Origin of the sequence: Arthrobacter sp. Marseille-P9274, from assembly GCF_946892675.1 — a bacterium.
In the GTDB taxonomy this organism is placed as follows: domain Bacteria; phylum Actinomycetota; class Actinomycetes; order Actinomycetales; family Micrococcaceae; genus Crystallibacter.
Genome location: NZ_CAMPOV010000001.1, coordinates 487,432 through 507,948, shown reverse-complemented (window position 1 = coordinate 507,948; position 20,517 = coordinate 487,432). Strand labels below are relative to the sequence as shown.

Sequence of the window (20,517 nt, the reverse complement as noted above, 5' to 3'; positions counted from 1 at the left end):
GTCACACCGGCGGGGTCGGCCGGCCCTGCATGGCCTCCCAGACGCGGGCCGGAGTGCAGGGCATGTCCATATGCGTAACGCCGAAGGGAGCCAGCGCATCCACCACCGCATTGACGATGGCCGGCGGCGAGCCCACGGTGGCCGATTCGCCGATGCCCTTCGCACCAATGGGATGGTGCGGCGAAGGGGTCACGGTGAAGCCGGTCTCCCAGTCGGGCACCTCCATCGCGGTGGGAATCAGGTAGTCCATGAAGGAGCCGCCGAGGCAGTTGCCGTCGTCGTCGAATTCGATGATCTCCATCAGCGCCATCCCCACGCCGTCCGTGAGCCCGCCGTGGACCTGGCCCTCGATGATCATCGGGTTGATCCGCGTGCCGCAGTCGTCGACGGCGATGAAGCGGCGGACTTTGACCCGTCCCGTCCCGGGGTCCACGTCCACCACGCAGATATAGGCGCCGAACGGGAAGGTCAGGTTCGGTGGATCATACGTCACCTCCGCGTCCAGGTTCCCGTCGATGCCCTCGGGCAGCGCGAGTGTGCCGTGCGCGGCCAGCGCGATCTCGGCGATGGTCCTGCCGGCGCCCGGATCACCCTTGACGAACCATCGGCCCTTTTCCCATTGGAGGTCCTCGGCCCGCGTCTCCAGCATGGCAGCGGCGATGAACTTGGCCTTCTCCCGCACCTTGCGGGCGACCAGGGCGACGGCGCCGCCGCTGACGGGCGTCGACCGGCTGCCGTAGGTGCCCAGGCCGAAGGGGGTCTGGTCCGTGTCGCCGTGCACCACGTCGATATCCTCCGGCGGGATGCCGAGTTCCTCGGCGACGATCTGCGCGAACGTTGTTTCGTGGCCCTGTCCCTGGGACTGCACGGAGAGCCGGACCACGGCCTTGCCGGTCGGATGCACGCGCAGTTCGGCGCCGTCCGCCATGCCCAGGCCGACGATGTCGAAATGCTTCCGCGGGCCGGCACCGACGGTCTCGGTGAAGAAGGCGACGCCGATGCCCATCAGCTCGCCGCGTTCGCGCTTCTCCGCCTGCTCGCGCCGCAGGTCCTCGTAGCCGGCCAGCTGCATGGACAGCCGCATCGCCGGCGCGTAGTTGCCGGAGTCGTACTCCCAGCCGGTCTTGTTCTTGTAGGGGAACTGCTCGGGCCGGATGAAGTTCTTCAGCCGCAGCTCCGCCGGGTCCATCTGCAGCTTCGCGGCCAGCACGTCCACCATCCGCTCCACCAAGTAGACGGCCTCGGTGACCCGGAAGGAACAGGCGTAGGCGACTCCGCCGGGGGCCTTGTTGGTGTAGACGCCGGTGACCGAGCAGTAGGCTGCCTCAAGGTCGTAGCTGCCGGTGAAGATGCTGAAGAAGCCGGCCGGGTTCTTGGTCGGCTGGGCGGTCGCGTTGAACGCCCCGTGGTCGGCCAGCACGTTGGTGCGGACAGCCAGGATCCTCCCGTCCTTGGTGGCGGCGATTTCGCCCTTCATCAGGTAGTCCCGGGCGAAGGAGGTGGACATCAGGTTCTCCGACCGGTCCTCGACCCACTTGACCGGCTTGCCGGTGAGGATCGAACCGACGACGGCCAGGATGTAGCCAGGATAGATGCCCACCTTGTTCCCGAAGCCGCCGCCGATGTCCGGCGAAACCACGCGGATCTTGTGCTCGGGGATGCCGGCCACCATGGCGAAGAGCGTCCGGTGGGCATGCGGGGCCTGCGTTGTTTCGTACAGAGTCAGGCCGCCGTCGATCGGATCGAAGTCCGCCACGGCGCCGCAGGTCTCCATCGGTGCCGGATGCACGCGCGGATAGACCATCTCCTGGGCAACCGTCACGTCGGCCCGCGCGAACACCGCGTCGGTGGCGCCCGCGTCGCCCATCTCCCAGTCGAAGATCCGGTTGTCGGTGCGGCCCTCGATATCGTCCCGGATGACCGGGGCGTCCGCGTCCAGCGCCCGGCGCGCGTTGACCACCGGAGGCAGGATGTCGTACTCCACCTCGATCAGTTCCAGCGCGTCCCGGGCGGCGTAGCGGTCCTCGGCCACCACGAAGGCCACTTCCTGGCCCTGGAAGCGGACCTTGTCCGTGGCCAGCACCGCCTGCACATCCGCCGACAACGTCGGCGCCCACGCCAGCTTGAGCCCCTCGAGGTCCTTGCCGGTGACCACGGCCTTGACCTTGGGATGCGCCGCCGCGGCGCTGGTGTCGATCGAGACGAGCCGCGCGTGCGCCACGGGCGAGCGCAGGATGGCCCCATGCAGCATGCCCGGCAGCACGATGTCGTCGATGTAGCGGCCCTTGCCCCGGATGAACCGGGGATCTTCCTTGCGCTGGATCCGGCCGAAGCCGACCGGCCGGTCCGGATCCCCGGCGGCCGGATTGGCAGGATGCTGCTGGGTGGTGGTCATGCCGGCACCTCCTCCTCATCGGTACCGGTGCCGGTTGCGTCCCCGGCGCCGGCCGGATGCTCCGCCGCCCACTGCACGGAGCGCACGATCGTGGCGTACCCCGTACAGCGGCAGATTTGCCCGGAAATGGCCTGCCGGATCTGCAGCTCGTCCGGGTGCGGATTCTTGTCCAGCAAGGCCCGGGCTGTGAGCATCATGCCCGGCGTGCAGAAGCCGCACTGCAGCCCGTGCTCGGCCATGAAGCCTTGCTGGACCGGATCCAGCGACCCGTTCGACGCCAGCCCTTCCACCGTCCGGATGTCATGCCCGTCCGCCGAGGCGGCCAGGACGGTGCAGGATTTCACCGGCTGCCCGTCCAGCAGGACCACGCAGGTGCCGCAGTTGGTGGTGTCGCAGCCCCAGTGCGTGCCGGTGAGCCCGAGCTCCTCGCGGATGAAGTGGACCAGCAGGACCCGCGGTTCGATCTCGCGCGTGACCTCTTCGCCATTGACTTTCATGCTGACCTGCATCGTTCAGCCTTCCTGCTCCGCACCCGCGCGCTCGCAGGCCCGGCGCAGGACCCGCCGGGTGAGCTCGTCGGCCAGATGCCGCTTGTAGTCCACCGGTCCGCGCTGGTCCGCCACCGGGTCGCACGCCGCCGCGGCCGCCCGGCCCGCTTCGGCGAACAGTTCCTCGGCGGGACGTTTCCCCCGCAGCAGCGCTTCCGCTTCCGTCGCCGTTCCCTCAAGCCCGACGGCGGTGAGTCCGACGGCGGCGTCATCGATGGTTCCGTCCGGTGCCAGTGCGACCGCTGCCCCCGCGGCAGCCACGGCCCAGTCGCCGACCCGGCGCTCGACCTTTTCGTAGGCGCTGCCGGAACGCTGCCGGACGGGCAGTCTGACTTCGCACAGCAGCTCGGTTTGTTCGAGCGCGGTCTCGTACGGGCCGCGGTGGAACTCGTCCATCCGGAGCACGCGCTCGCCGCCCGGCCCGCGGATCACGGCTTCGGCCCGCAGCACCCTGCACACCGTCGAGAGGTCCTCGGCCGGATCCGCCTGGCACAGCGATCCGCCGATCGTGCCACGGTTGCGGACCACGGGATCGGCGATCACCTGCTCGGCGTCGTGGACGATCGGGAAAAGCCGGCCCACGTCTGAGGATTCGAGCAGCGTGGTATGCCTAGTCATCGCGCCGACGCGCAGCACATCCGCGTCCTGCCGGATGTAGTCCAGTTCGGTCAGTTCATTGATGTCGATCAGCCACTCGGGCCGGGCCAACCGGAGCTTCATCATGGGCAGCAGGCTGTGCCCTCCGGCCAGCACACGGGACTCCGGGCCGTGCTGCTGCAGCAGGGCCAGGGCGTCGTCGATGCTGCTGGCACGGACGTAATCGAAGGCAGCAGGAATTTGCATATGCACCACATCCCCAACATTCGCCCCGCATCGTCGAGGGGCTCGAATACGGCCAGTGTTGTTGGTGAAAGTGGATAAGTCAAGCAAACCGGGCATCGATTGGCTTTCCTCAATCGCGGCTCTGTTCTAGGCTGGTTGCGTGTCCCACGCCACAGTCCCGAAACAGCTGACCAAGACCGTCATTTCGGCCCGCGACCTCGTCAAGAGGTACGGCGATTTCGCCGCGGTCGACGGCATCTCCTTCGACGTGCCGGCGGGGGAGTCCTTCGGCCTGCTCGGGCCCAACGGCGCCGGCAAGTCCACCACCATGCGGATGATCGGCGGCGTCTCGCAGCGCACGTCGGGCGGGCTGTCCATCATGGGGCTGGACCCGGAGCGGAACGGGCCGGAGGTGCGGGCCCATCTGGGCGTGGTGCCGCAACAGGACAACCTGGATGACGAGATCCGGGTCCGCGACAACCTGATCGTCTACGGCCGGTACTTCGGCCTGCCCTACAGCTACCTGCGGCCCAAGGCGGACGAGCTGCTGGAGTTCGCGCAGCTGACGGACAAGGCGAAGGCGCGGGTGGACTCTCTTTCCGGCGGCATGAAGCGCCGGCTGACCATCGCCCGCTCGCTCATCAACGAGCCGAAGATCCTGCTGCTGGACGAGCCGACCACCGGCCTGGACCCGCAGGCCCGCCACATCCTCTGGGACCGGCTGTTCCGGCTGAAGGAGCAGGGCGTGACGCTGGTGCTCACCACGCACTACATGGACGAGGCGGAGCAGCTCTGCGACCGGCTGATCGTCGTCGATAAGGGACGGATCATGGCGGAAGGTTCGCCGGCGGCGCTGATCCACGAGTACTCCACGCGCGAGGTGCTGGAGCTGCGCTTCGGATCGCAGCGCAACTCCACGGTCGCGGGCCAGCTGGAGGGCATCGGCGAACGGCTCGAGACCCTGCCGGACCGGGTCCTGGTTTACGCGAACGACGGCGAAGCGGCCCTTGAGCAGGTGCATTATCGGGGGCTTCATCCGGTGACCTCGCTGGTGCGCCGCTCGAGTCTGGAGGACGTCTTCCTCCGGCTGACCGGCAGGAGCCTCGTTGACTGAGCCGCAGCGGCCGACGCTCCGGGAAGCCGACGCGACGGCGCCGCTGCTTTCCCTGCGGGTGCCGCTGACCCCGGAAGAGTCCGCCGCCAAGGCACGGCGGTTCGGCTCCCTGTATTTCGCCGAGCACTGGCTGCGCACCATGCGCGGCTACGGCTGGACCGTGCTGATGACCGCCGTCGGGACGCCGCTGGTGTACCTCTTCGCCATGGGCGTCGGGCTGGCCACGCTGATCGACGCGAACACCGGCGCCTCCCTCGGCGGCGGCAGCGGTGCCGGCCTGCCCTACCTCGTGTTCGTGGCGCCGGCATTGCTCGCGACCGCCGGCATCATGGTCGCCTCCGAGGAGAACACCTACTCGGTGATGTCCGGCTTCAAGTGGCGCCGGACCTACTACGGCCCGAACGCGTCGCCGCTCTCCAGCGCGCAGCTGGTCAACGGGCACAGCCTCGGCGTGCTGTTCCGGCTGCTCTTGACGACCGGGCTCTACTACCTGTTCCTGCTGCTGTTCGGCGCCGTCCCGGAACCCGCCGGCTGGCTGATGATCTTCACCGCGGCACTGGGCGGCATGGCCTTCGGGCTGCCGCTGATGGCATACGCCTCCAGCATTGTGGAGGACAAGGGCCAGTTCGCCATGGTGCAGCGCTTCGTCGTCATGCCGCTCTTCCTGTTCTCCGGCACGTTCTTCCCGCTCGCGTCGATGCCATGGGCCGTGCAGTGGATCGGCTGGATCTCGCCGCTGTGGCACTCCACCGAGCTTGGCCGGGTGCTCAGCTACGGCTATGCCGAACCGGCGTGGCTGACCGCGGTGCACGTGCTCTACCTCGCAGTCCTGGCGGCGGCCGGCTGGGTCCTGGCCAAGCGCAACTACTCCAGGAGGCTGGGCCAATGACCCTCCGCAATGACCAGGCCGGACCGGCACCGTCCCCGACCGGCGGGCTACGGCTGGGCGCCCCGCGCCGCCCCCTCGGCTCCCTCTACTCCGGAAACGTCCGTGCCGTCGTCGGACGCGGACTGAAGGCGACCTGGGGGAGCAACTGGGCGGTCATGGCCAGCGGCTTCGTCGAACCGGTGCTGTACCTGATTGCCATGGGGATCGGGCTCGGCTCGCTGGTGGGAACCGTGGAGGGCCCCGGCGGCACCGAGATCAGCTACATCGCCTACATCGCGCCGGCGCTGCTGGCCGTCTCCGCGATGAACGGCGCGGTGTACGACTCGACCTGGAACGTGTTCTTCAAGCTCAACTTCGCCAGGCTCTACCAGGGCATGCTGAATACCTCGCTGGGGCCGCTGGACGTCGCGCTGGGCGAAATCACGCTGGCCCTGCTGCGCGGCGCGCTCTATTCCACCGGCTTCACCGCAGTGATGGGCATGATGGGCCTGCTCACCACGCCGTGGGCGCTGCTAATGATCCCGGCCTCGGTGCTGATCGCCTTCGGCTTCGCCTCGTTCGGGATGGGCATCACCAGCTTCATGAAGACGTTCCAGCAGATGGACTGGATCAACTTCTTGATGCTGCCGATGTTCCTGTTCTCCGCCACGTTCTACCCGCTCAGCGTCTACCCGGAACCGATCCAGTGGCTGGTCCAGGCGATGCCGCTCTGGCACGGCGTGGAACTGCTGCGCCAGATCAGCGCCGGCGCGTTCACCTCGGCCACCGGCATCCACGTCCTGTACTACGTGGTCATGATCGGACTCGGGCTGGTGCTGACCACCGGCCGGCTGCGCACGCTGTTCCTGAAGTAGCGCGGCGGGACGTGGCCCGCCGCCTCGTCCGGCGGCGGCCGCCCCGGGACCGCTATCCTTGGGACGTGTCAACAACCAACGGGAATCGGCTTGAACTGGGCTTCCTCAGCTTTGTCCACAACACCGGCGGGCGCACCAACAGGGCTGACGCCGCGGCGGCGCTCCAGGCTGGAATCGACCTGTTCCGCCACGCCGAGGACCTCGGATACGACGCCGGCTGGGTCCGCAACCGGCATTTCGAACCGTTCCTGTCCTCGCCTCTGCTCTTCCTGACCGCAGTATCCCAGCACACCCGCCGCCTCAGGCTTGGCACCGCCGTCGTTCCCATTCGCTACGAGGACCCGGTCCGGCTGGCCGAGGACGCGGCGAACCTGGACTTGCTCAGCGGCGGCCGCTTCGAACTGGGGCTGAGCAGCGGTTACCAGGCGCCGGTGCTCGAGGAGGTCTTTGGCGCGAGCGGGCTGGACTTCCGCGACGAGGTCCGGCGCCGGCTGGATCAGTTGCTGGCGGCCCTGCGCGGCGACGTGCTGGCCGTGCCGCAGGAACAGTTCTCCACGCTGCCGGCCGGGACCGAGCTGACGCTGACCCCGCCGGCCCCTGAACTGATGGGCCGGCTCTGGTACGGCGCCGGCAGCTTGGCCACGGCCGAGCGTTCCGCCCGGCAGGGATTCGACCTGCAGGTGTCCACTCTCAATACGGAGGAGACCGGGCAGCCGTTCGAAGTCCGGCAGGCGGAACAGATCCGCGCCTACCGGAAGGCGTTCGCCGAAGGGCAGCCGAAGCGCACGCCACAGGTCAGCGTCTCGCGCATCATGATGCCGTACCTCGACAAGCGCGACGGCGAGGAGCTGCAGGGCTGGCTGCGGTTCTACTCGGACCGGATGGATGACGAGGGGAGGCCCAAAAACGGCGCGAAGATGCGCTTCAGTCCGGCCTACCACGGCGATCCGGAGGCCATCGTGGAGGCGCTGCTCAAGGACGAAGCCCTGGCCGAGGCGACCCACCTGACGGCCACGCTGCCGTCGCTCGCTTCGCTGGAACTGCACCGCCGGACGCTGGAACTGATCACCACGCACATCGCCCCGCATCTGGGCTGGACTCCGGCGGCCTGACGGCCGATGAGCGGGCAGCGGCCGCGGGCCGTTCGCCTGCGGTGGAAGCCGGCCGCGTTGGGGGCCCCGATTTGAGAGAATAGGCGCATGCAATCCTTGGGCAGCTCATCCCCGAATACGTCCGCCAGCCGGGCCGTCCCCTTCAAGGCCGGAAACATCGGCATCGCCGTGATGGTGCTGGTGTTCCTCTTCGCCGTGGTGTTCGCGGCCAACCAGAACGATGTGATCGGCTGGATCGTGGCCATCGTCGCCCTCGGCTGGCTGGTGCTGGCCGCGTTCGTGGTCTTCAGCGTCCGCGGCGCCACCAGGAAGGCTAAGGAGAAGTTCGCCACCGCGCAGGCCGGCTTCGCCGCGCAGCAGGCTGCCGCCGCGCCCGGTACAACCACGCTGGTGGAGGAGCATGTGGCCCGCGCCAACTCGGTGCGCGACGAGAAGCTGGACCACAGCTTCAAGATCGTGCAGGTGCAGGCGAAGGTGATCCGGGATCACCTGGGCAAGGACCAGGGCATGGTGGACCGCGCGATCGAGACCATCGAGATCACCGCGCACAACGGGCGCGGCATGATCAAGAACAACGACGGCGAGGGTCCCGTCACAGGCACGGTTATCAACTGAGCTGCGCGCTTGGGTAAGGTAGTCGAGTGAGTTTGGCACCCGAAAGCGTCATTGAGGATTCCACCGGCTCGGCAGTGGCAGCAGCCATGTCCGCGGGGCACCGGCTGAGGGTGGCCACGGTCAACGTCAACGGCATCCGCGCCGCCTACAAGCGCGGCATGGGGGACTGGCTGGCGGACCGGGACGTGGACATCCTCTGCCTCCAGGAAGTACGCGCTCCGGACGCAATCGTCCGCAGCCTGCTCGGCGACGGCTGGCACATCCTCCATGCCGAGGCGGAAGCCAAGGGCCGCGCCGGCGTCGCCATTGCCTCCCGCGTCGCCCCGGTCGCCACCCGCGACCATATCGGGGACGAATACTTCCTGACCTCCGGCCGCTGGGTCGAGGCGGACTTCGAGGTCCCGGAGGCCGGGGGCACCAAGCTGCTCACTGTCGTCAGCGCCTACGTGCACTCCGGCGAGGCTGACACGCCCAAGCAGCTGGACAAGTACCGCTTCCTCGATGTCATGGCCGGCCGCTTGGCGGACCTGCGGAACGGCAAGGACTACGCGCTGGTGGTCGGCGACCTGAACGTCGGACACACCACGCTGGACATCAAGAACTGGAAGGGCAACGTCAAGAGGTCCGGGTTCCTGCCCGAGGAGCGCGCCTACTTCGACCGGTTCTTCGGGGACGAGTTCGGCTGGAGGGACGTCCAGCGCGTCTTCGCCGGCGACGTGGCCGGGCCCTACACCTGGTGGTCCTGGCGCGGACAGGCCTTTGACAATGACGCGGGCTGGCGCATCGACTACCAGTTGGCCACCCCCGAACTCGCGGAGCTGGCCGCCCACGCGGTCGTCGACCGCGCCGCCAGCTATGACGCCCGCTTCTCGGACCACGCCCCCGTGGTCGTGGACTACCAGTTCTAAGGACGAGATGACCAGCACAACCGAAACCAGCGGAAAGCCCGAAACGAGCGGCAGCCCGGCGACCGCCTCCGGCCTCGCGCAGGCCACGCGGCGGCGGCTGCTCTCCGGCATGCAACCGTCGGCGGATTCCCTGCACCTGGGCAACTACCTGGGGGCGCTCGTCAACTGGGTCAGCATGCAGGACGAATACGAGGCGATCTACTTCGTCCCGGACATGCACGCCATCACGGTGCAGTACGACCCGGCGGACCTCGCCCGGCGCACCCGGGTCACGGTGGCACAGTACATCGCCGGCGGCATCGACATCGAAAAGTCCACCCTGTTCGTCCAGTCCCACGTGCCCGAGCACGCCGAGCTGGCGTGGGTGCTCAACTGCATCACCGGCTTCGGCGAGGCCTCGCGGATGACGCAGTTCAAGGACAAGTCGGCCAAGCAGGGCTCGGAGAACGCCAGCGTCGGCCTGTTCGCCTACCCCGTGCTGATGGCCGCTGACATCCTGCTCTACCGTCCCTACGGTGTGCCGGTGGGAGAGGACCAGCGGCAGCACCTGGAGCTGGCCCGCAACCTTGCCCAGCGCTTCAACCACCGCTACGGCGAGACGTTCGTAGTGCCGGAGGCCGTGATCCCGGCCGAGGGCGCCAAGATCTACGACCTGCAGAACCCGAACGCCAAGATGTCCAAGTCGGCGGATTCCCCGGCCGGCCTGATCAACATCCTGGACAACCCGAAGGCCGCGGCGAAGAAGATCAAGTCGGCGGTCACGGATGACGGCACGGAGATCCGCTTCGACCGCGAGGCCAAGCCGGGCATCTCCAACCTGCTGACCATCTATTCGACGCTGAGCGGCAAGAGCATCGATTCGATCGTCGGGGACTACCAGGGCAAGATGTACGGACACCTCAAGGTGGACCTGGCCGAGCTGGTGGTGGAGCGGCTGGCGCCAATCCAGGCCCGGGCCCAGGAGCTCCTGGACGATCCGGCCGAGCTGGACCGGCTGCTGGCCCGCGGCGCCGAGAAGGCCCGCGCCATCGCGTCTTCCACTCTGGCGGATGTCTACGACAAGGTCGGTTTCCTTCCCGCGGGAGCCAGGCGCTAGCAATGTGCGGGCAGCACCTGCAGTCCAACGCTACCGTCGCCAAGGACGGCGATGCCCGCCCGGGTGCCCGGACCGGCTGCGTCGGGGTGGTCATCGCCGTCCCCGAACCGATGGCGGGGGAACTGGAGAGCTGGCGGGCGTCCTTCGGGGACCCGCTCGCGGCGGTGATTCCTCCGCACATCACGCTGGTCACGACCACGCCCGTGCAGGACTGGGAGGAGACCGCCAGGCACGTGCGCCGGATCGCGCGCTGCCAGGCCCCGTTCCGCATTACCCTGCGCGGCACCGGCACCTTCCGTCCGGTGTCCCCGGTGGTGTTCCTGAGGATCGCGGAAGGCTTCGACGAGTGCGTGGACCTGCACGGCAAACTGCAGTCCGGTCCGCTGCAGCGGGACCTGGAGTTCAGCTTCCACCCGCACCTCACCGTGGCGCATGACGTCAGCCAGGCCGGGATGGACGCCGCGGAAGCGAAGTTGGCCGACTATGCCTCGTCTTTCACGGTCAGTAGCATGGGCTTGTACGAGCACGACCAATCGGGCGTGTGGATCCTACGGGAAGAGCTGAGCTTTGACGCGGAGCCGGAGCGTGCCGGCTGTGCCGGAGGCGGCCGGGACTGACTCTCCGGAGCCGCTTCCGCTGAAGCGCGGGCAGCTGCGCAACGAGGTGTTCCGCCGCCGGCGCGAGTTCAGCCGGGCCCGGCGCGAAGCGGGGATCGTCAGGCAGCTGGTGGTATTGGGCAGCTACGCGACGGCCTGGTTCAACGCAACCCGTCCGCTGCGGGTCTGGAACCTATACCTGATGCGCCGCGGACCGCTGATGGCCGCAGGCAGCGCCTACAACATGTTCTTTTCGGTGGCGGCCATGCTGGTAGCCGGCTTCGCCGTGTTCGGCGTGGTCGTTTCCAACACACCGCGGCTGCAGTCTGCCATTGTCTCGGTGATCAACTATTCCGTCCCGGGTCTGATCGACACCGGCAGCGGCGGGTTCGTCACCCCGGAGCAGCTCTTCTCGCACGGCGCGACCTTCAGCGTCACCCTGGTGATCTCGACCATCACGCTCCTCCTGACCTCGCTTGGCTGGATCGCCGGCCTGCGTGACGGCATGCGCGGCATTTTCGGGGTGCCGCGGCTGACCAGGAACTATTTCCTGATCAAGCTCAAGGACCTGGGCGTGCTGCTGTTGCTGGCCGTGGCACTGGTGCTCACCTCCATCCTGGTCATCGTCGCCGGCAGCCTGCTCGACGCGGTGGCCCATTGGCTGCAGTTTGTCGGCGCAATGGCAGCGCCGCTGGCCCTGGTAACCGGCGTGCTGGTGATGCTGCTGCTTGACGTGGCCGTCGCGGTGGTGCTGTTCCGGCTTGCCGCGGGACTGCGGATGAAGCGGGCCGTCATGTGGCAGGCTGCGCTGATCGTGGCGGTGGGCAGCGCCGCCCTGCGGTTCTTCGCCTCCGCGCTGCTCGACGGCGTGGCCAAGAATCCGCTGCTGGCGCCGTTCGCGGTTGTCCTCGGCCTGTTCGTCTGGTTCTTCTTCCTTAGCCAGGTCTATCTGGTCGCTGCGGCCTGGGGCGCGGTGGGAATGGCTGACGCGCACTCGCCGGTCAGCAGCAAGGACGTGCGTCGGCGCGCCAGGTCGGCACGGCAGCAGTCCAGGCGCCTGAACGGCCGGCAGGGTCCGCGGCCGCGCCGCCGGCGGGCCACCCACGCCGGCGCCTGACCCGGTTCAGCCAGCCGGCAGGTACCCATCGACCCAGGCCGCGACCAGCCCGGCGATCCGTTCGGCCTGCCACCGCTCCGTGAGCAGGTGGTCGCAGCGGTCCAGCGAGATGAAGGACTTGGGATGCATCGCCGCCTGGAAGATTTCCCCGGCGTTGTCGATCCCTACCGTCTCATCGGTGGGGGAGTGCATGACCAGCAGCGGGCGGTCCAGTTCGCGGATGCAGCCGCTGAGGTCCGCCCGCTCGAGGTCTTCGATCAGCTGCTTGCGGATCTGCAGCCGTTTGCCGCCCAAAGTGACTTCCCCGACTCCCTTCCGCTCGACGTCGTCCATGGCCTCGTCGAACAGATGCGCCACGTGGATGGGCTGGTACGGCGCTGAAACCGTCACCACGGCCTTGACCTCGGGCAGGGCCGGCGCAGCGCCCAGGACTGCGGTCCCTCCGAGCGAGTGGCCGATCAGCACAGTAGCCGGCCGGCCCGAGGACGCCATGAATCCGACAGCCTGCTGTACGTCCTGGACCTTCGTCGTGAAGGTGGTCTGCGACCAGTCGCCGGTGGACCCGCCCAGCCCGACTGCGTCGTAGCGCAGGACGCCGATGCCGCGCCGCGCCAAGGCCTTGGAAGTCCGGGCAGCGGCCGCGCTGTTCTTGCCCAGCGTGAACCCGTGGCAGAAGACCGCCCACGCCCTCGCCCCGCCGTCGGGAATGTCAACGGTTCCGGCGAGGACCTCCCCGGTGACGGAAGGAAACTTCACGGACTCGATGCTCGTCATGGGGATATCCTTTCGCCGGCCGGCGGCGGGTTAAAGCCCAAGGTGCCGACCCGTGTGGAGCCGGCACCTTGGCTGGTCAGCGGACCTTACCGGTCCATCGATCCGTGACGGATCAGATCTTGCGGTTCAGGACCGCCTGCTTGACCTCGGCGATGGCCTTGGTCACCTGGATGCCGCGAGGGCAGGCCTCGGTGCAGTTGAAGGTGGTGCGGCAGCGCCACACGCCTTCCTTGTCGTTGAGGATCTCCAGGCGCATGTCGCCGGCATCGTCGCGCGAATCGAAGATGAAGCGGTGTGCGTTGACAATCGCGGCAGGGCCGAAGTACTGGCCGTCGGTCCAGAAGACCGGGCAGGACGAGGTGCAGGCCGCGCACAGGATGCACTTGGTCGTGTCGTCGAAGCGCTCACGGTCCTCGGCCGACTGCAGGCGTTCGCGCGTCGGCTCGTGGCCCGAGTTGATCAGGAACGGCATGATCTCGCGGTAGGACTGGAAGAACGGCTCCATGTCCACGATCAGGTCCTTCTCCACCGGCAGGCCCTTGATCGGCTCGACGAGGATCGGCTTGTCCGTGTCCAGGTCCTTCAGCAGCGTCTTGCAGGCGAGGCGGTTGCGGCCGTTGATGCGCATGGCATCCGAGCCGCAGACGCCGTGGGCGCAGGAGCGGCGGAAGGAAACCGAGCCGTCATGCTCCCACTTGACCTTGTGCAGGGCGTCCAGCACGCGGTCCGTGCCGTACATGGTCAGCTTGAACTCGTCCCAGCGTGCCTCCTCGGAGACCTCCGGGTCGTAGCGGCGGACCTTGAGCGTGATGTCGAAGCTGGGGATTTCTCCGCCGCCACCGACGCCGGGGGCGAGATCGACCTTGGATGCAGGTTCCACAGTTTCAGCGGTCATTAGTACTTCCTCACCATCGGTTCGTAGCGCGTGAAGACAACGGGCTTGGTCTCCAGGCGGATGCCGGCGACGGACTCCGATGTGGCCATCTCGTCCTTGTACGCCATCGAGTGCTTCATGAAGTTGGCGTCGTCACGGTCCGGGAAGTCCTCCCGGAAGTGGCCGCCGCGGGACTCCTGGCGGTGCAGCGCTGCGACGGTCATGACCTGGGCCATGTCCAGCAGGAAGCCGAGCTCGACGGCCTCGAGCAGGTCCAGGTTGAAGCGCTTGCCCTTGTCCTGCACGCCGATGTTCTTGTACCGCTCGCGCAGCGAGGCGATCACGTTCAGCGTTTCGGTCAGGGTCTCTTCGGTGCGGAACACCTGGACGTTGGCATCCATGGTGTCCTGCAGTTCCTTGCGGAGCTGGGCCACGCGCTCGGTGCCGGCGGCGGCGCGGACACCCTCGACCAGTTCGATGGTGAACTGGTCCGCAGCCTCCGGAACCTCGACGAAGTCCGCCGACTTGGCGTACTCGGCAGCAGCGATGCCGGCGCGCTTGCCGAACACATTGATGTCCAGCAGCGAGTTGGTGCCCAGGCGGTTGGACCCGTGGACGGAGACGCAGGCGACCTCGCCGGCGGCGTAGAGGCCCGGGACAACCGTGTCGTTGTCCTGCAGGACCTCGGCCTTGATGTTGGTCGGGATGCCGCCCATGGCGTAGTGCGCGGTCGGGAACACGGGCACCGGCTCGGTGTACGGCTCCACGCCCAGGTAGGTACGGGCGAACTCGGTGATGTCCGGCAGCTTGGCGTCAATGTGCGCCGGCTCCAGGTGGGTCAGGTCGAGCAGAACGTAGTCCTTGTTCGGGCCGCAGCCGCGGCCTTCGCGGACCTCGTTGGCCATCGAGCGGGCGACGATGTCGCGCGGCGCGAGGTCCTTGATGGTCGGCGCGTAACGCTCCATGAACCGTTCGCCTTCCGAGTTGCGCAGGATCGCGCCTTCGCCGCGGGCGGCCTCGGAGAGCAGGATGCCCAGTCCGGCGAGGCCGGTCGGGTGGAACTGGAAGAATTCCATGTCCTCCAGCGGCAGGCCGCGGCGGAAGGCGATGCCCATGCCGTCGCCGGTCAGGGTGTGGGCGTTCGAGGTGGTCTTGAAGACCTTGCCCACGCCGCCGGAGGCGAAGACGACCGACTTGGCCTGGAAGACGTGGATCTCGCCGCTGGCCAGGTCGTAGCTAACGACGCCGGCAACGCGCTTCTGCTTGTAGGGTGTGCCATCGGCGCGGGTTGCGTCTTCTTCCACGAGCAGCAGGTCGAGGACGTAGTACTCGTTGTAGAACTCAACGTTGTGCTTAACGCAGTTTTGGTACAGCGTCTGCAGGATCATGTGGCCGGTGCGGTCCGCGGCGTAGCAGGCCCGGCGGACCGGGGACTTGCCGTGGTCGCGGGTGTGTCCGCCGAAGCGGCGCTGGTCGATCTTGCCTTCGGGGGTGCGGTTGAACGGCAGGCCCATCTTCTCCAGGTCCAGCACAGCGTCGATGGCCTCCTTGGCCATAACCTCGGCTGCGTCCTGGTCAACCAGGTAGTCACCGCCCTTGACGGTGTCGAAGGTGTGCCACTCCCAGTTGTCTTCCTCGACATTGGCCAGGGCGGCGCACATGCCGCCCTGTGCTGCACCGGTGTGGGAGCGGGTGGGGTACAGCTTGGTCAGTACTGCGGTTCGCGCGCGTTGGCCGGATTCGATGGCTGCGCGCATACCGGCGCCACCGGCACCGACGATGACGACGTCGTACTTATGGACCTGCATACTGGATGCTCTTTCTGTTGAAACTAAAGGTTCTTCTCAAGGAAGCGGGCGCTGCGGTTGGCAGCGCCCGTCATGCCCTTACGGTGCCGGGCAGAAGGACGGCAGCAAGTCGGCTGCGGCGTTCGGCGGGCACGGATCGAAGGTGAAGATCACCAGGGTTCCAAGGACGATGATGACGGCGGTCGCCGCGTAGAGCACGGCCTTGAGCCAGAAGCGGGTGCCGTCCTTTTCCGCGTAGTCGTTGATGATCGTGCGGACGCCGTTGGTGCCGTGGAGCATGGCGAGCCAGAGCATGGCCAGGTCCCAGACCTGCCAGAACGGGTCGGCCCACTTGCCGGCGACGAAGCCGAAGTCGATGGCGTGGACGCCCTCGCCGACCATCAGGTTGACGAACAGGTGCCCGAAGACGAGCACCACGAGTACGAGGCCGGAGACGCGCATGAACAGCCACGCGAACATCTCGAAGTTGCCGCGGCTGCTGCCGTGCCGGCTGTACTCGGGAGCGATGCGCCCCGAGCGGGGCGCCTGGATTTCAGTTGGTGCTGCCATGATTAGTGACCCCCGGTGAACGCGAGCGTGAGGTGACGGATGAGGAACGGAACCATGACGATGACCCACAGCCCGATAACGCCCCAAAGCAGCTTGGCCTGGTACTTCGGGCCCTTCTTCCAGAAGTCCACGAGGATCACGCGGAGGCCGTTGAAAGCGTGGAAGACGATCGCGGCAACGAGGCCGGCTTCCAGGAGAGCCATGATCGGGTTCTTGTACGTATCGATCACGACGTTGTATGCCTCAGGAGATACGCGCACCAGAGCGGTGTCCAGAACGTGTACCAAGAGAAAGAAAAATATTGCGACGCCGGTGACGCGGTGTCCTACCCAGGACCACATGCCTTCGCGGCCGCGGTAGAGGGTCCCTGCTGGTGTCTTCGACACTGAATTAACCTCCCTGCATCGCAACGGCGCCAGCGTGGACCACGCAGAATTACGCCAGTGCGAGAGTGCTCTTTGTCAGATCTAATCTAGGCTTCGCTCAGAGCTTATTCAATTTGGGAACTCGCGGTGTGAGCTTTTTAACACCTCCGCCGCAGCGGCGCGGAATGGTGCGGGATGCGCCGGGGGTGGCGGCGGGATTTACGTAACTTAATTGTGCGCTAATTTCCCGCCGGCGGCGTGGCTCCTGCCGGGCCGGGACCATATGCCGCCGTCAGTGAAATCAGTCTTTGGAATGACCCGCCAAGGCAACGCCTGGTTTACCTTTGGAGTGATGACTACTGACAGGCCGCTGGGCCAGGACCCGGCTGATGACGATGTGCTGGACCGGTTTTACGGGGTGATTCCGGCTGGTGGGGTGGGGACCCGGTTGTGGCCGCTGTCGCGGGCCGCGGCGCCGAAGTTCCTGCATGACCTGACGGGTTCGGGGAGCACGCTGATCCGGGCGACGTACGAGCGGCTGCGGCCGTTGTGTGACGGCCGGACGATGGTGGTGACCGGGGCGCTGCACCGCAAGGCGGTGATGGCGCAGCTGCCGGAGCTGGGCAAGACGAACCTGGTGCTGGAGTCGGAGCCGAAGGATTCGGCGGCGGCGATCGGGCTGGCCGCGGCGATCCTGTACCGGCGGGATCCGAAGATCATCATGGGTTCGTTCGCCGCGGACCAGGTGATCACGCCGGTGGAGCAGTTCCAGGACGCGGTGCGGGCGGCGGTGCATACCGCGGCCGAAGGGTACATCGTCACGATCGGGATCAAGCCGACGCATCCGTCGACCGGGTTCGGGTACATCCGCACCTCGGGCAGCCTGGGCATCGCGGCCGCGCCGACGGCGGAGGGCGTGGCGGAGTTCGTGGAGAAGCCGGACCAGGAGATGGCGGAGGCGTACCTGGCGTCCGGGGAGTACCACTGGAACGCGGGCATGTTCGTCGCGCCGGTGGACCTGCTGCTGAGGCACCTGGAGACGAACGAGCCGCTGCTCTACGCCGGGCTGATGGAAATCGCCGCGGCGTGGGACACCCCGAAGCGGCGCGAGGTGGTGCGCCGGATCTGGCCGGGGCTGCCGAAGACCGCGATCGACTATGCGGTGGCCGAGCCGGCCGCGGCGGCCGGCGACGTGGCGATGGTCCCGGGCGTGTTCTCCTGGGACGACGTCGGGGACTTCGCCGCCATCGGGCGGCTGAACGCGGCGTCCGAGACGAACAACCTGACCGTGCTCGGCGACGGGGCGAGGGTCTACGCGGACAAGGCCACCGGCGTCGTGGTCTCCGATACCAAACGCGTGATCGCGCTGATCGGTATCGACGACGTCGTGATCGTCGATACCCCGGACGCGCTGCTGGTGACCACCAAGGAACACGCCCAGCAGGTCAAGAAGGCCGTCGAACACCTCCGCGCCAGCGGCGACACCGACGTCCTCTAGGACCCTCATCGCGGCCGGGCCGTAAGCGCCGGGCAGGATTTCCGCGCGGGGGAAGGGCGCGGTCCGACGGCACTCGGTACAGTTTGTCTGTGCAGACAATTACGGAGACCTCGGACAGCATTCCTCGGATCGGCGTGTGGGCGGCACCGTTCGTGGATGGTTTGCGGCGCTTCCGGCGTGATCTGCACCAGCACCCGGAGCTCTCGCATAAGGAATTCAAGACGACGGCCAAGCTGCTGGAGCGCCTGCGCGCGGCCGGGCTCGACCCGGTGCCGCTGGAGGGCACCGGGCTGTACGTGGATATCGGCGAGGGGCCGATCGCGATCGGCCTGCGCGCGGACATCGACGCGCTGCCCATCATGGAAGAGACCGGGCTGGAGTATGCCTCGGTGAACCAGGGCATCAGCCACGCGTGCGGCCACGACATCCACACCACCGTCATGCTCGGCGTGGCGCTGGTGCTGTGCAAGCTCAACGAGGAGGGCCAGCTTGGCGGGCGCGTCAGGGTCATCTTCCAGCCGGCCGAAGAAACGATGCCCGGCGGCGCCCTGGCCGTGATCGAGCAGGGCGTGCTCGAGGAGATTCCCCGGATTCTGGCGCTGCACTGTGATCCGCGTGTCGACGTCGGACAGGTGGGCACGCGGATCGGCGCCATCACCTCCGCGTCCGACACTATCCGGATCGAACTCGCCGGCCGCGGCGGCCACACTTCCAGGCCGCACCTGACCGAAGACCTCGTGTTCGCGCTGGCGGAGATTGCCGTCAATGTGCCCGGCGTCCTCAGCCGGCGGATCGACGTGCGCAGCGCCGTGTCCGTGGTCTGGGGCCAGATCCGCGCCGGTGCCGCCCCGAACGCCATCCCCGCCCACGGCTTCATGGCCGGCACCATGCGCTGCCTGGATGGCGACGCCTGGCACGCCGCCGGCGAACTGCTCGACGAGGTGGTCCAGCAGGTGGCCGCGCCGTTCGGCGTCGAGGTCAAGCTCGAACACATCCGCGGCGTCCCTCCCGTGGTCAACACCGAGCGCGAGACGGGCCTGATCGAAGCGGCCGCGCGGCTCGAACTCGGCGGCGGCGCGGTGACGCTGACGCCGCAGTCCATGGGCGGCGAGGACTTCGCGTGGATGACGCAGATGGTGCCCGGGGCCATGATGCGGCTGGGCACGAGGACGCCCGGCGGCGAGACGTTCGATCTGCACCGCGGGGACTACACCCCGGACGAGCACGCCATCGGCGTCGGCGTCCGGGTGATGGCCGCCGCCGCGGTGCTGGCCTGCCACGGCAAGCAATTCTGACCGCCCGGCAGCTACCGAAAAGTAACAAGTTTTCAACAATGTCGGGCCATCGGGATGGATTCGTTACACTCGCCCGCCCCGCCCACTAGGGTGGCTGTAGCCGCCGCCCGCGGACCACGGGCACGGAGCATCGCATCTTTCCTGGAGGAACATTGAAGAAATCACTGCGCATGACCAAGCGTGGCACCGGCCTCTCCGCCGCGGTGCTCGCGTCTGCCGCACTCGTCCTTGCCGGCTGCGGCGCGCCGCCGGCCGAGAATGCGCCCAGCGGGTCGGCTGCAGCCGGTGCCTCGGACTACCTGGGCTGCATTGTCTCGGACCAGGGCGGTTTCGACGACCGCTCGTTCAACCAGTCCAGCCATGAGGGCCTGATGAATGCCAAGCAGGATCTGGGTATCGAAACCAAGGAAGCCGAATCCAAGGCCGAAACCGACTTCGTGCCGAACCTGGACAGCATGATCCAGGCCGGCTGCGACCTGACCCTGACCGTGGGCTTCCTGCTGGGCGATGCCACGAAGGACGCGGCCAAGGACAATCCGGACAGCCACTTCGCCATCGTGGACTATTCGGACCCCGAGTTCACCGACAACGTCAAGCCGATTGTCTACGACACCGCGCAGGCGGCGTTCCTGGCCGGCTACCTGGCTGCCGGCACCAGCAAGACCGGCAAGGTCGCCACCTACGGCGGCGCCGAGATCCCCACCGTCACGATTTTCATGGACGGTTTTGCCGACGGCGTGAAGTACTACAACGAACAGAAGAACAAGAAGGTCGAGCTGCTCGGCTGGGACAAGGCCGCGCAGAACGGTACCTTCGTGGGCAACTTCGAAGACCAGGGCAAGGGCAAGACCAACACCCAGAACTTCATCAACGAAGGTGCCGACGTGATCATGCCGGTGGCCGGCCCCGTGGGCCTGGGCACCCTTGACGCCGTGACGGAGGCCAACGCCGGCGGCAAGAAGGACGCCAAGGTCGTCTGGGTGGACTCGGACGGTTACGAGACTGCCGGTAAGGCCGAAGAATACATCCTGACTTCCGTGATGAAGCTGATGGGCCAGGCGGTCGAGGACGTGGTCAAGACGGACCTGGAAGGCAATTTCGACAACACCCCGTACGTCGGGACCCTGGACAACGGCGGCGTGGCACTGGCCCCGTTCCACGATCAGGACAAGAACGTTCCGGCGGAGCTGAAGAGCGAGCTGGACACGATCAAGGCGGACATTATCGCCGGCAAGATCAAGGTCGAGTCCGCGGCCAGCCCCAAGTAGGCAGGCCCGGACCAGGACCG

Annotated in this window: 20 protein-coding genes; 12 read left to right on the top strand and 8 right to left on the bottom strand. The window is 67.3% G+C overall.

Translation table 11 applies throughout. The annotated features are described in order from the left end of the window. Nucleotide 1 precedes the first annotated feature (1 nt). Genes OC550_RS02295 through OC550_RS02285 form a run of 3 tightly spaced genes read right to left on the bottom strand, consistent with a single transcriptional unit; the run spans nt 2 to nt 3,786 of the window. Nucleotides 2-2,395 (bottom strand): aerobic carbon-monoxide dehydrogenase large subunit, encoded by a 2,394-nt coding sequence (locus OC550_RS02295; protein WP_262103685.1) that lies wholly within the window; start codon nt 2,393-2,395, stop codon nt 2-4. Beyond that, nucleotides 2,392-2,904, bottom strand: coding sequence for a (2Fe-2S)-binding protein (locus OC550_RS02290; RefSeq protein ID WP_262103684.1), 513 nt, complete (start codon nt 2,902-2,904; stop codon nt 2,392-2,394). Before OC550_RS02290 ends, OC550_RS02295 begins: the two co-directional genes overlap by 4 nt. A gap of 3 nt (nt 2,905-2,907) precedes the next feature. Then, on the bottom strand, nt 2,908-3,786 hold the full coding sequence (locus tag OC550_RS02285) for a xanthine dehydrogenase family protein subunit M (protein ID WP_262103683.1): 879 nt from the start codon (nt 3,784-3,786) through the stop codon (nt 2,908-2,910). A gap of 139 nt (nt 3,787-3,925) precedes the next feature. Here OC550_RS02285 and OC550_RS02280 point away from each other — a divergent pair, with 139 nt between their 5' ends. The 9 genes from OC550_RS02280 (at nt 3,926) to OC550_RS02240 (ending at nt 12,066) form a co-directional block, all read left to right on the top strand. Next, entirely contained in the window at nt 3,926-4,879 is a 954-nt protein-coding gene (locus tag OC550_RS02280; protein WP_262103682.1) for an ABC transporter ATP-binding protein, read from the top strand. Next, complete coding sequence (locus OC550_RS02275; protein ID WP_262103681.1) at nt 4,872-5,768, top strand: ABC transporter permease; 897 nt, start codon at nt 4,872-4,874, stop codon at nt 5,766-5,768. Before OC550_RS02280 ends, OC550_RS02275 begins: the two co-directional genes overlap by 8 nt. Beyond that, nucleotides 5,765-6,622 carry an ABC transporter permease gene (locus tag OC550_RS02270; protein ID WP_262103680.1) on the top strand — a complete coding sequence of 286 codons (858 nt, stop codon included), beginning with the start codon at nt 5,765-5,767 and terminating at the stop codon, nt 6,620-6,622. Before OC550_RS02275 ends, OC550_RS02270 begins: the two co-directional genes overlap by 4 nt. Before the next feature lie 65 nt (nt 6,623-6,687). Continuing rightward, nucleotides 6,688-7,734, top strand: a complete 1,047-nt coding sequence (locus OC550_RS02265; protein WP_262103679.1) for an LLM class flavin-dependent oxidoreductase — start codon at nt 6,688-6,690, stop codon at nt 7,732-7,734. 87 nt (nt 7,735-7,821) lie between these two features. Beyond that, the gene (locus OC550_RS02260) at nt 7,822-8,349 is read left to right on the top strand and encodes a hypothetical protein (protein ID WP_262103678.1); all 528 of its coding nucleotides are present in this window, start codon (nt 7,822-7,824) and stop codon (nt 8,347-8,349) included. A gap of 86 nt (nt 8,350-8,435) precedes the next feature. Then, nucleotides 8,436-9,257: an exodeoxyribonuclease III gene (locus OC550_RS02255; RefSeq protein ID WP_262106229.1), complete on the top strand. Its 822-nt coding sequence runs from the start codon at nt 8,436-8,438 to the stop codon at nt 9,255-9,257. A gap of 7 nt (nt 9,258-9,264) precedes the next feature. After that, entirely contained in the window at nt 9,265-10,353 is a 1,089-nt protein-coding gene (gene trpS, locus OC550_RS02250; RefSeq protein ID WP_262103677.1) for a tryptophan--tRNA ligase, read from the top strand. A 2-nt stretch (nt 10,354-10,355) separates the two neighbouring features. Further along, nucleotides 10,356-10,970 carry a 2'-5' RNA ligase family protein gene (locus OC550_RS02245; RefSeq protein WP_262103676.1) on the top strand — a complete coding sequence of 205 codons (615 nt, stop codon included), beginning with the start codon at nt 10,356-10,358 and terminating at the stop codon, nt 10,968-10,970. Then, nucleotides 10,939-12,066, top strand: a complete 1,128-nt coding sequence (locus OC550_RS02240) for a YihY/virulence factor BrkB family protein (protein WP_262103675.1) — start codon at nt 10,939-10,941, stop codon at nt 12,064-12,066. The genes OC550_RS02245 and OC550_RS02240 overlap by 32 nt, the downstream gene beginning before the upstream one ends. A gap of 6 nt (nt 12,067-12,072) precedes the next feature. Here OC550_RS02240 and OC550_RS02235 read toward each other — a convergent pair whose 3' ends face one another. From OC550_RS02235 to sdhC, 5 genes are all read right to left on the bottom strand, one after another. Beyond that, nucleotides 12,073-12,840, bottom strand: coding sequence for a S9 family peptidase (locus OC550_RS02235; protein WP_262103674.1), 768 nt, complete (start codon nt 12,838-12,840; stop codon nt 12,073-12,075). A gap of 112 nt (nt 12,841-12,952) precedes the next feature. Beyond that, nucleotides 12,953-13,735, bottom strand: a complete 783-nt coding sequence (locus OC550_RS02230) for a succinate dehydrogenase iron-sulfur subunit (protein ID WP_262103673.1) — start codon at nt 13,733-13,735, stop codon at nt 12,953-12,955. After that, the gene (sdhA, locus tag OC550_RS02225) at nt 13,735-15,522 is read right to left on the bottom strand and encodes a succinate dehydrogenase flavoprotein subunit (protein WP_262103672.1); all 1,788 of its coding nucleotides are present in this window, start codon (nt 15,520-15,522) and stop codon (nt 13,735-13,737) included. The genes OC550_RS02230 and sdhA overlap by 1 nt, the downstream gene beginning before the upstream one ends. 78 nt (nt 15,523-15,600) lie before the next feature. Continuing rightward, complete coding sequence (locus OC550_RS02220) at nt 15,601-16,071, bottom strand: succinate dehydrogenase hydrophobic membrane anchor subunit (protein ID WP_262103671.1); 471 nt, start codon at nt 16,069-16,071, stop codon at nt 15,601-15,603. Nucleotides 16,072-16,073: 2 nt separating this feature from the next. Next, complete coding sequence (gene sdhC / locus OC550_RS02215; RefSeq protein ID WP_262103670.1) at nt 16,074-16,457, bottom strand: succinate dehydrogenase, cytochrome b556 subunit; 384 nt, start codon at nt 16,455-16,457, stop codon at nt 16,074-16,076. A 331-nt stretch (nt 16,458-16,788) separates the two neighbouring features. On the opposite strand from sdhC, the gene OC550_RS02210 reads away from it, so the two are divergent. The 3 genes from OC550_RS02210 (at nt 16,789) to OC550_RS02200 (ending at nt 20,497) form a co-directional block, all read left to right on the top strand. Continuing rightward, nucleotides 16,789-17,934: a mannose-1-phosphate guanylyltransferase gene (locus OC550_RS02210; RefSeq protein WP_262103669.1), complete on the top strand. Its 1,146-nt coding sequence runs from the start codon at nt 16,789-16,791 to the stop codon at nt 17,932-17,934. 119 nt (nt 17,935-18,053) lie between these two features. Further along, nucleotides 18,054-19,229, top strand: coding sequence for an amidohydrolase (locus OC550_RS02205; protein ID WP_262106228.1), 1,176 nt, complete (start codon nt 18,054-18,056; stop codon nt 19,227-19,229). 170 nt (nt 19,230-19,399) lie between these two features. Next, nucleotides 19,400-20,497, top strand: coding sequence for a BMP family protein (locus OC550_RS02200; protein WP_262103668.1), 1,098 nt, complete (start codon nt 19,400-19,402; stop codon nt 20,495-20,497). Nucleotides 20,498-20,517: the final 20 nt, after the last annotated feature.

Coding starts and splice junctions, on each gene's coding strand:
- OC550_RS02295 (WP_262103685.1), bottom strand. CDS start 2,395: ATGACCACCACCCAGCAGCATCCTGCCAATCCGGCCGCCGGGGATCCG.
- OC550_RS02290 (WP_262103684.1), bottom strand. CDS start 2,904: ATGCAGGTCAGCATGAAAGTCAATGGCGAAGAGGTCACGCGCGAGATC.
- OC550_RS02285 (WP_262103683.1), bottom strand. CDS start 3,786: ATGCAAATTCCTGCTGCCTTCGATTACGTCCGTGCCAGCAGCATCGAC.
- OC550_RS02270 (WP_262103680.1), top strand. CDS start 5,765: ATGACCCTCCGCAATGACCAGGCCGGACCGGCACCGTCCCCGACCGGC.
- OC550_RS02260 (WP_262103678.1), top strand. CDS start 7,822: ATGCAATCCTTGGGCAGCTCATCCCCGAATACGTCCGCCAGCCGGGCC.
- OC550_RS02255 (WP_262106229.1), top strand. CDS start 8,436: ATGTCCGCGGGGCACCGGCTGAGGGTGGCCACGGTCAACGTCAACGGC.
- trpS (WP_262103677.1), top strand. CDS start 9,265: ATGACCAGCACAACCGAAACCAGCGGAAAGCCCGAAACGAGCGGCAGC.
- OC550_RS02245 (WP_262103676.1), top strand. CDS start 10,356: ATGTGCGGGCAGCACCTGCAGTCCAACGCTACCGTCGCCAAGGACGGC.
- OC550_RS02235 (WP_262103674.1), bottom strand. CDS start 12,840: ATGACGAGCATCGAGTCCGTGAAGTTTCCTTCCGTCACCGGGGAGGTC.
- OC550_RS02230 (WP_262103673.1), bottom strand. CDS start 13,735: ATGACCGCTGAAACTGTGGAACCTGCATCCAAGGTCGATCTCGCCCCC.
- sdhA (WP_262103672.1), bottom strand. CDS start 15,522: ATGCAGGTCCATAAGTACGACGTCGTCATCGTCGGTGCCGGTGGCGCC.
- OC550_RS02220 (WP_262103671.1), bottom strand. CDS start 16,071: ATGGCAGCACCAACTGAAATCCAGGCGCCCCGCTCGGGGCGCATCGCT.
- OC550_RS02210 (WP_262103669.1), top strand. CDS start 16,789: ATGACTACTGACAGGCCGCTGGGCCAGGACCCGGCTGATGACGATGTG.
- OC550_RS02200 (WP_262103668.1), top strand. CDS start 19,400: ATGACCAAGCGTGGCACCGGCCTCTCCGCCGCGGTGCTCGCGTCTGCC.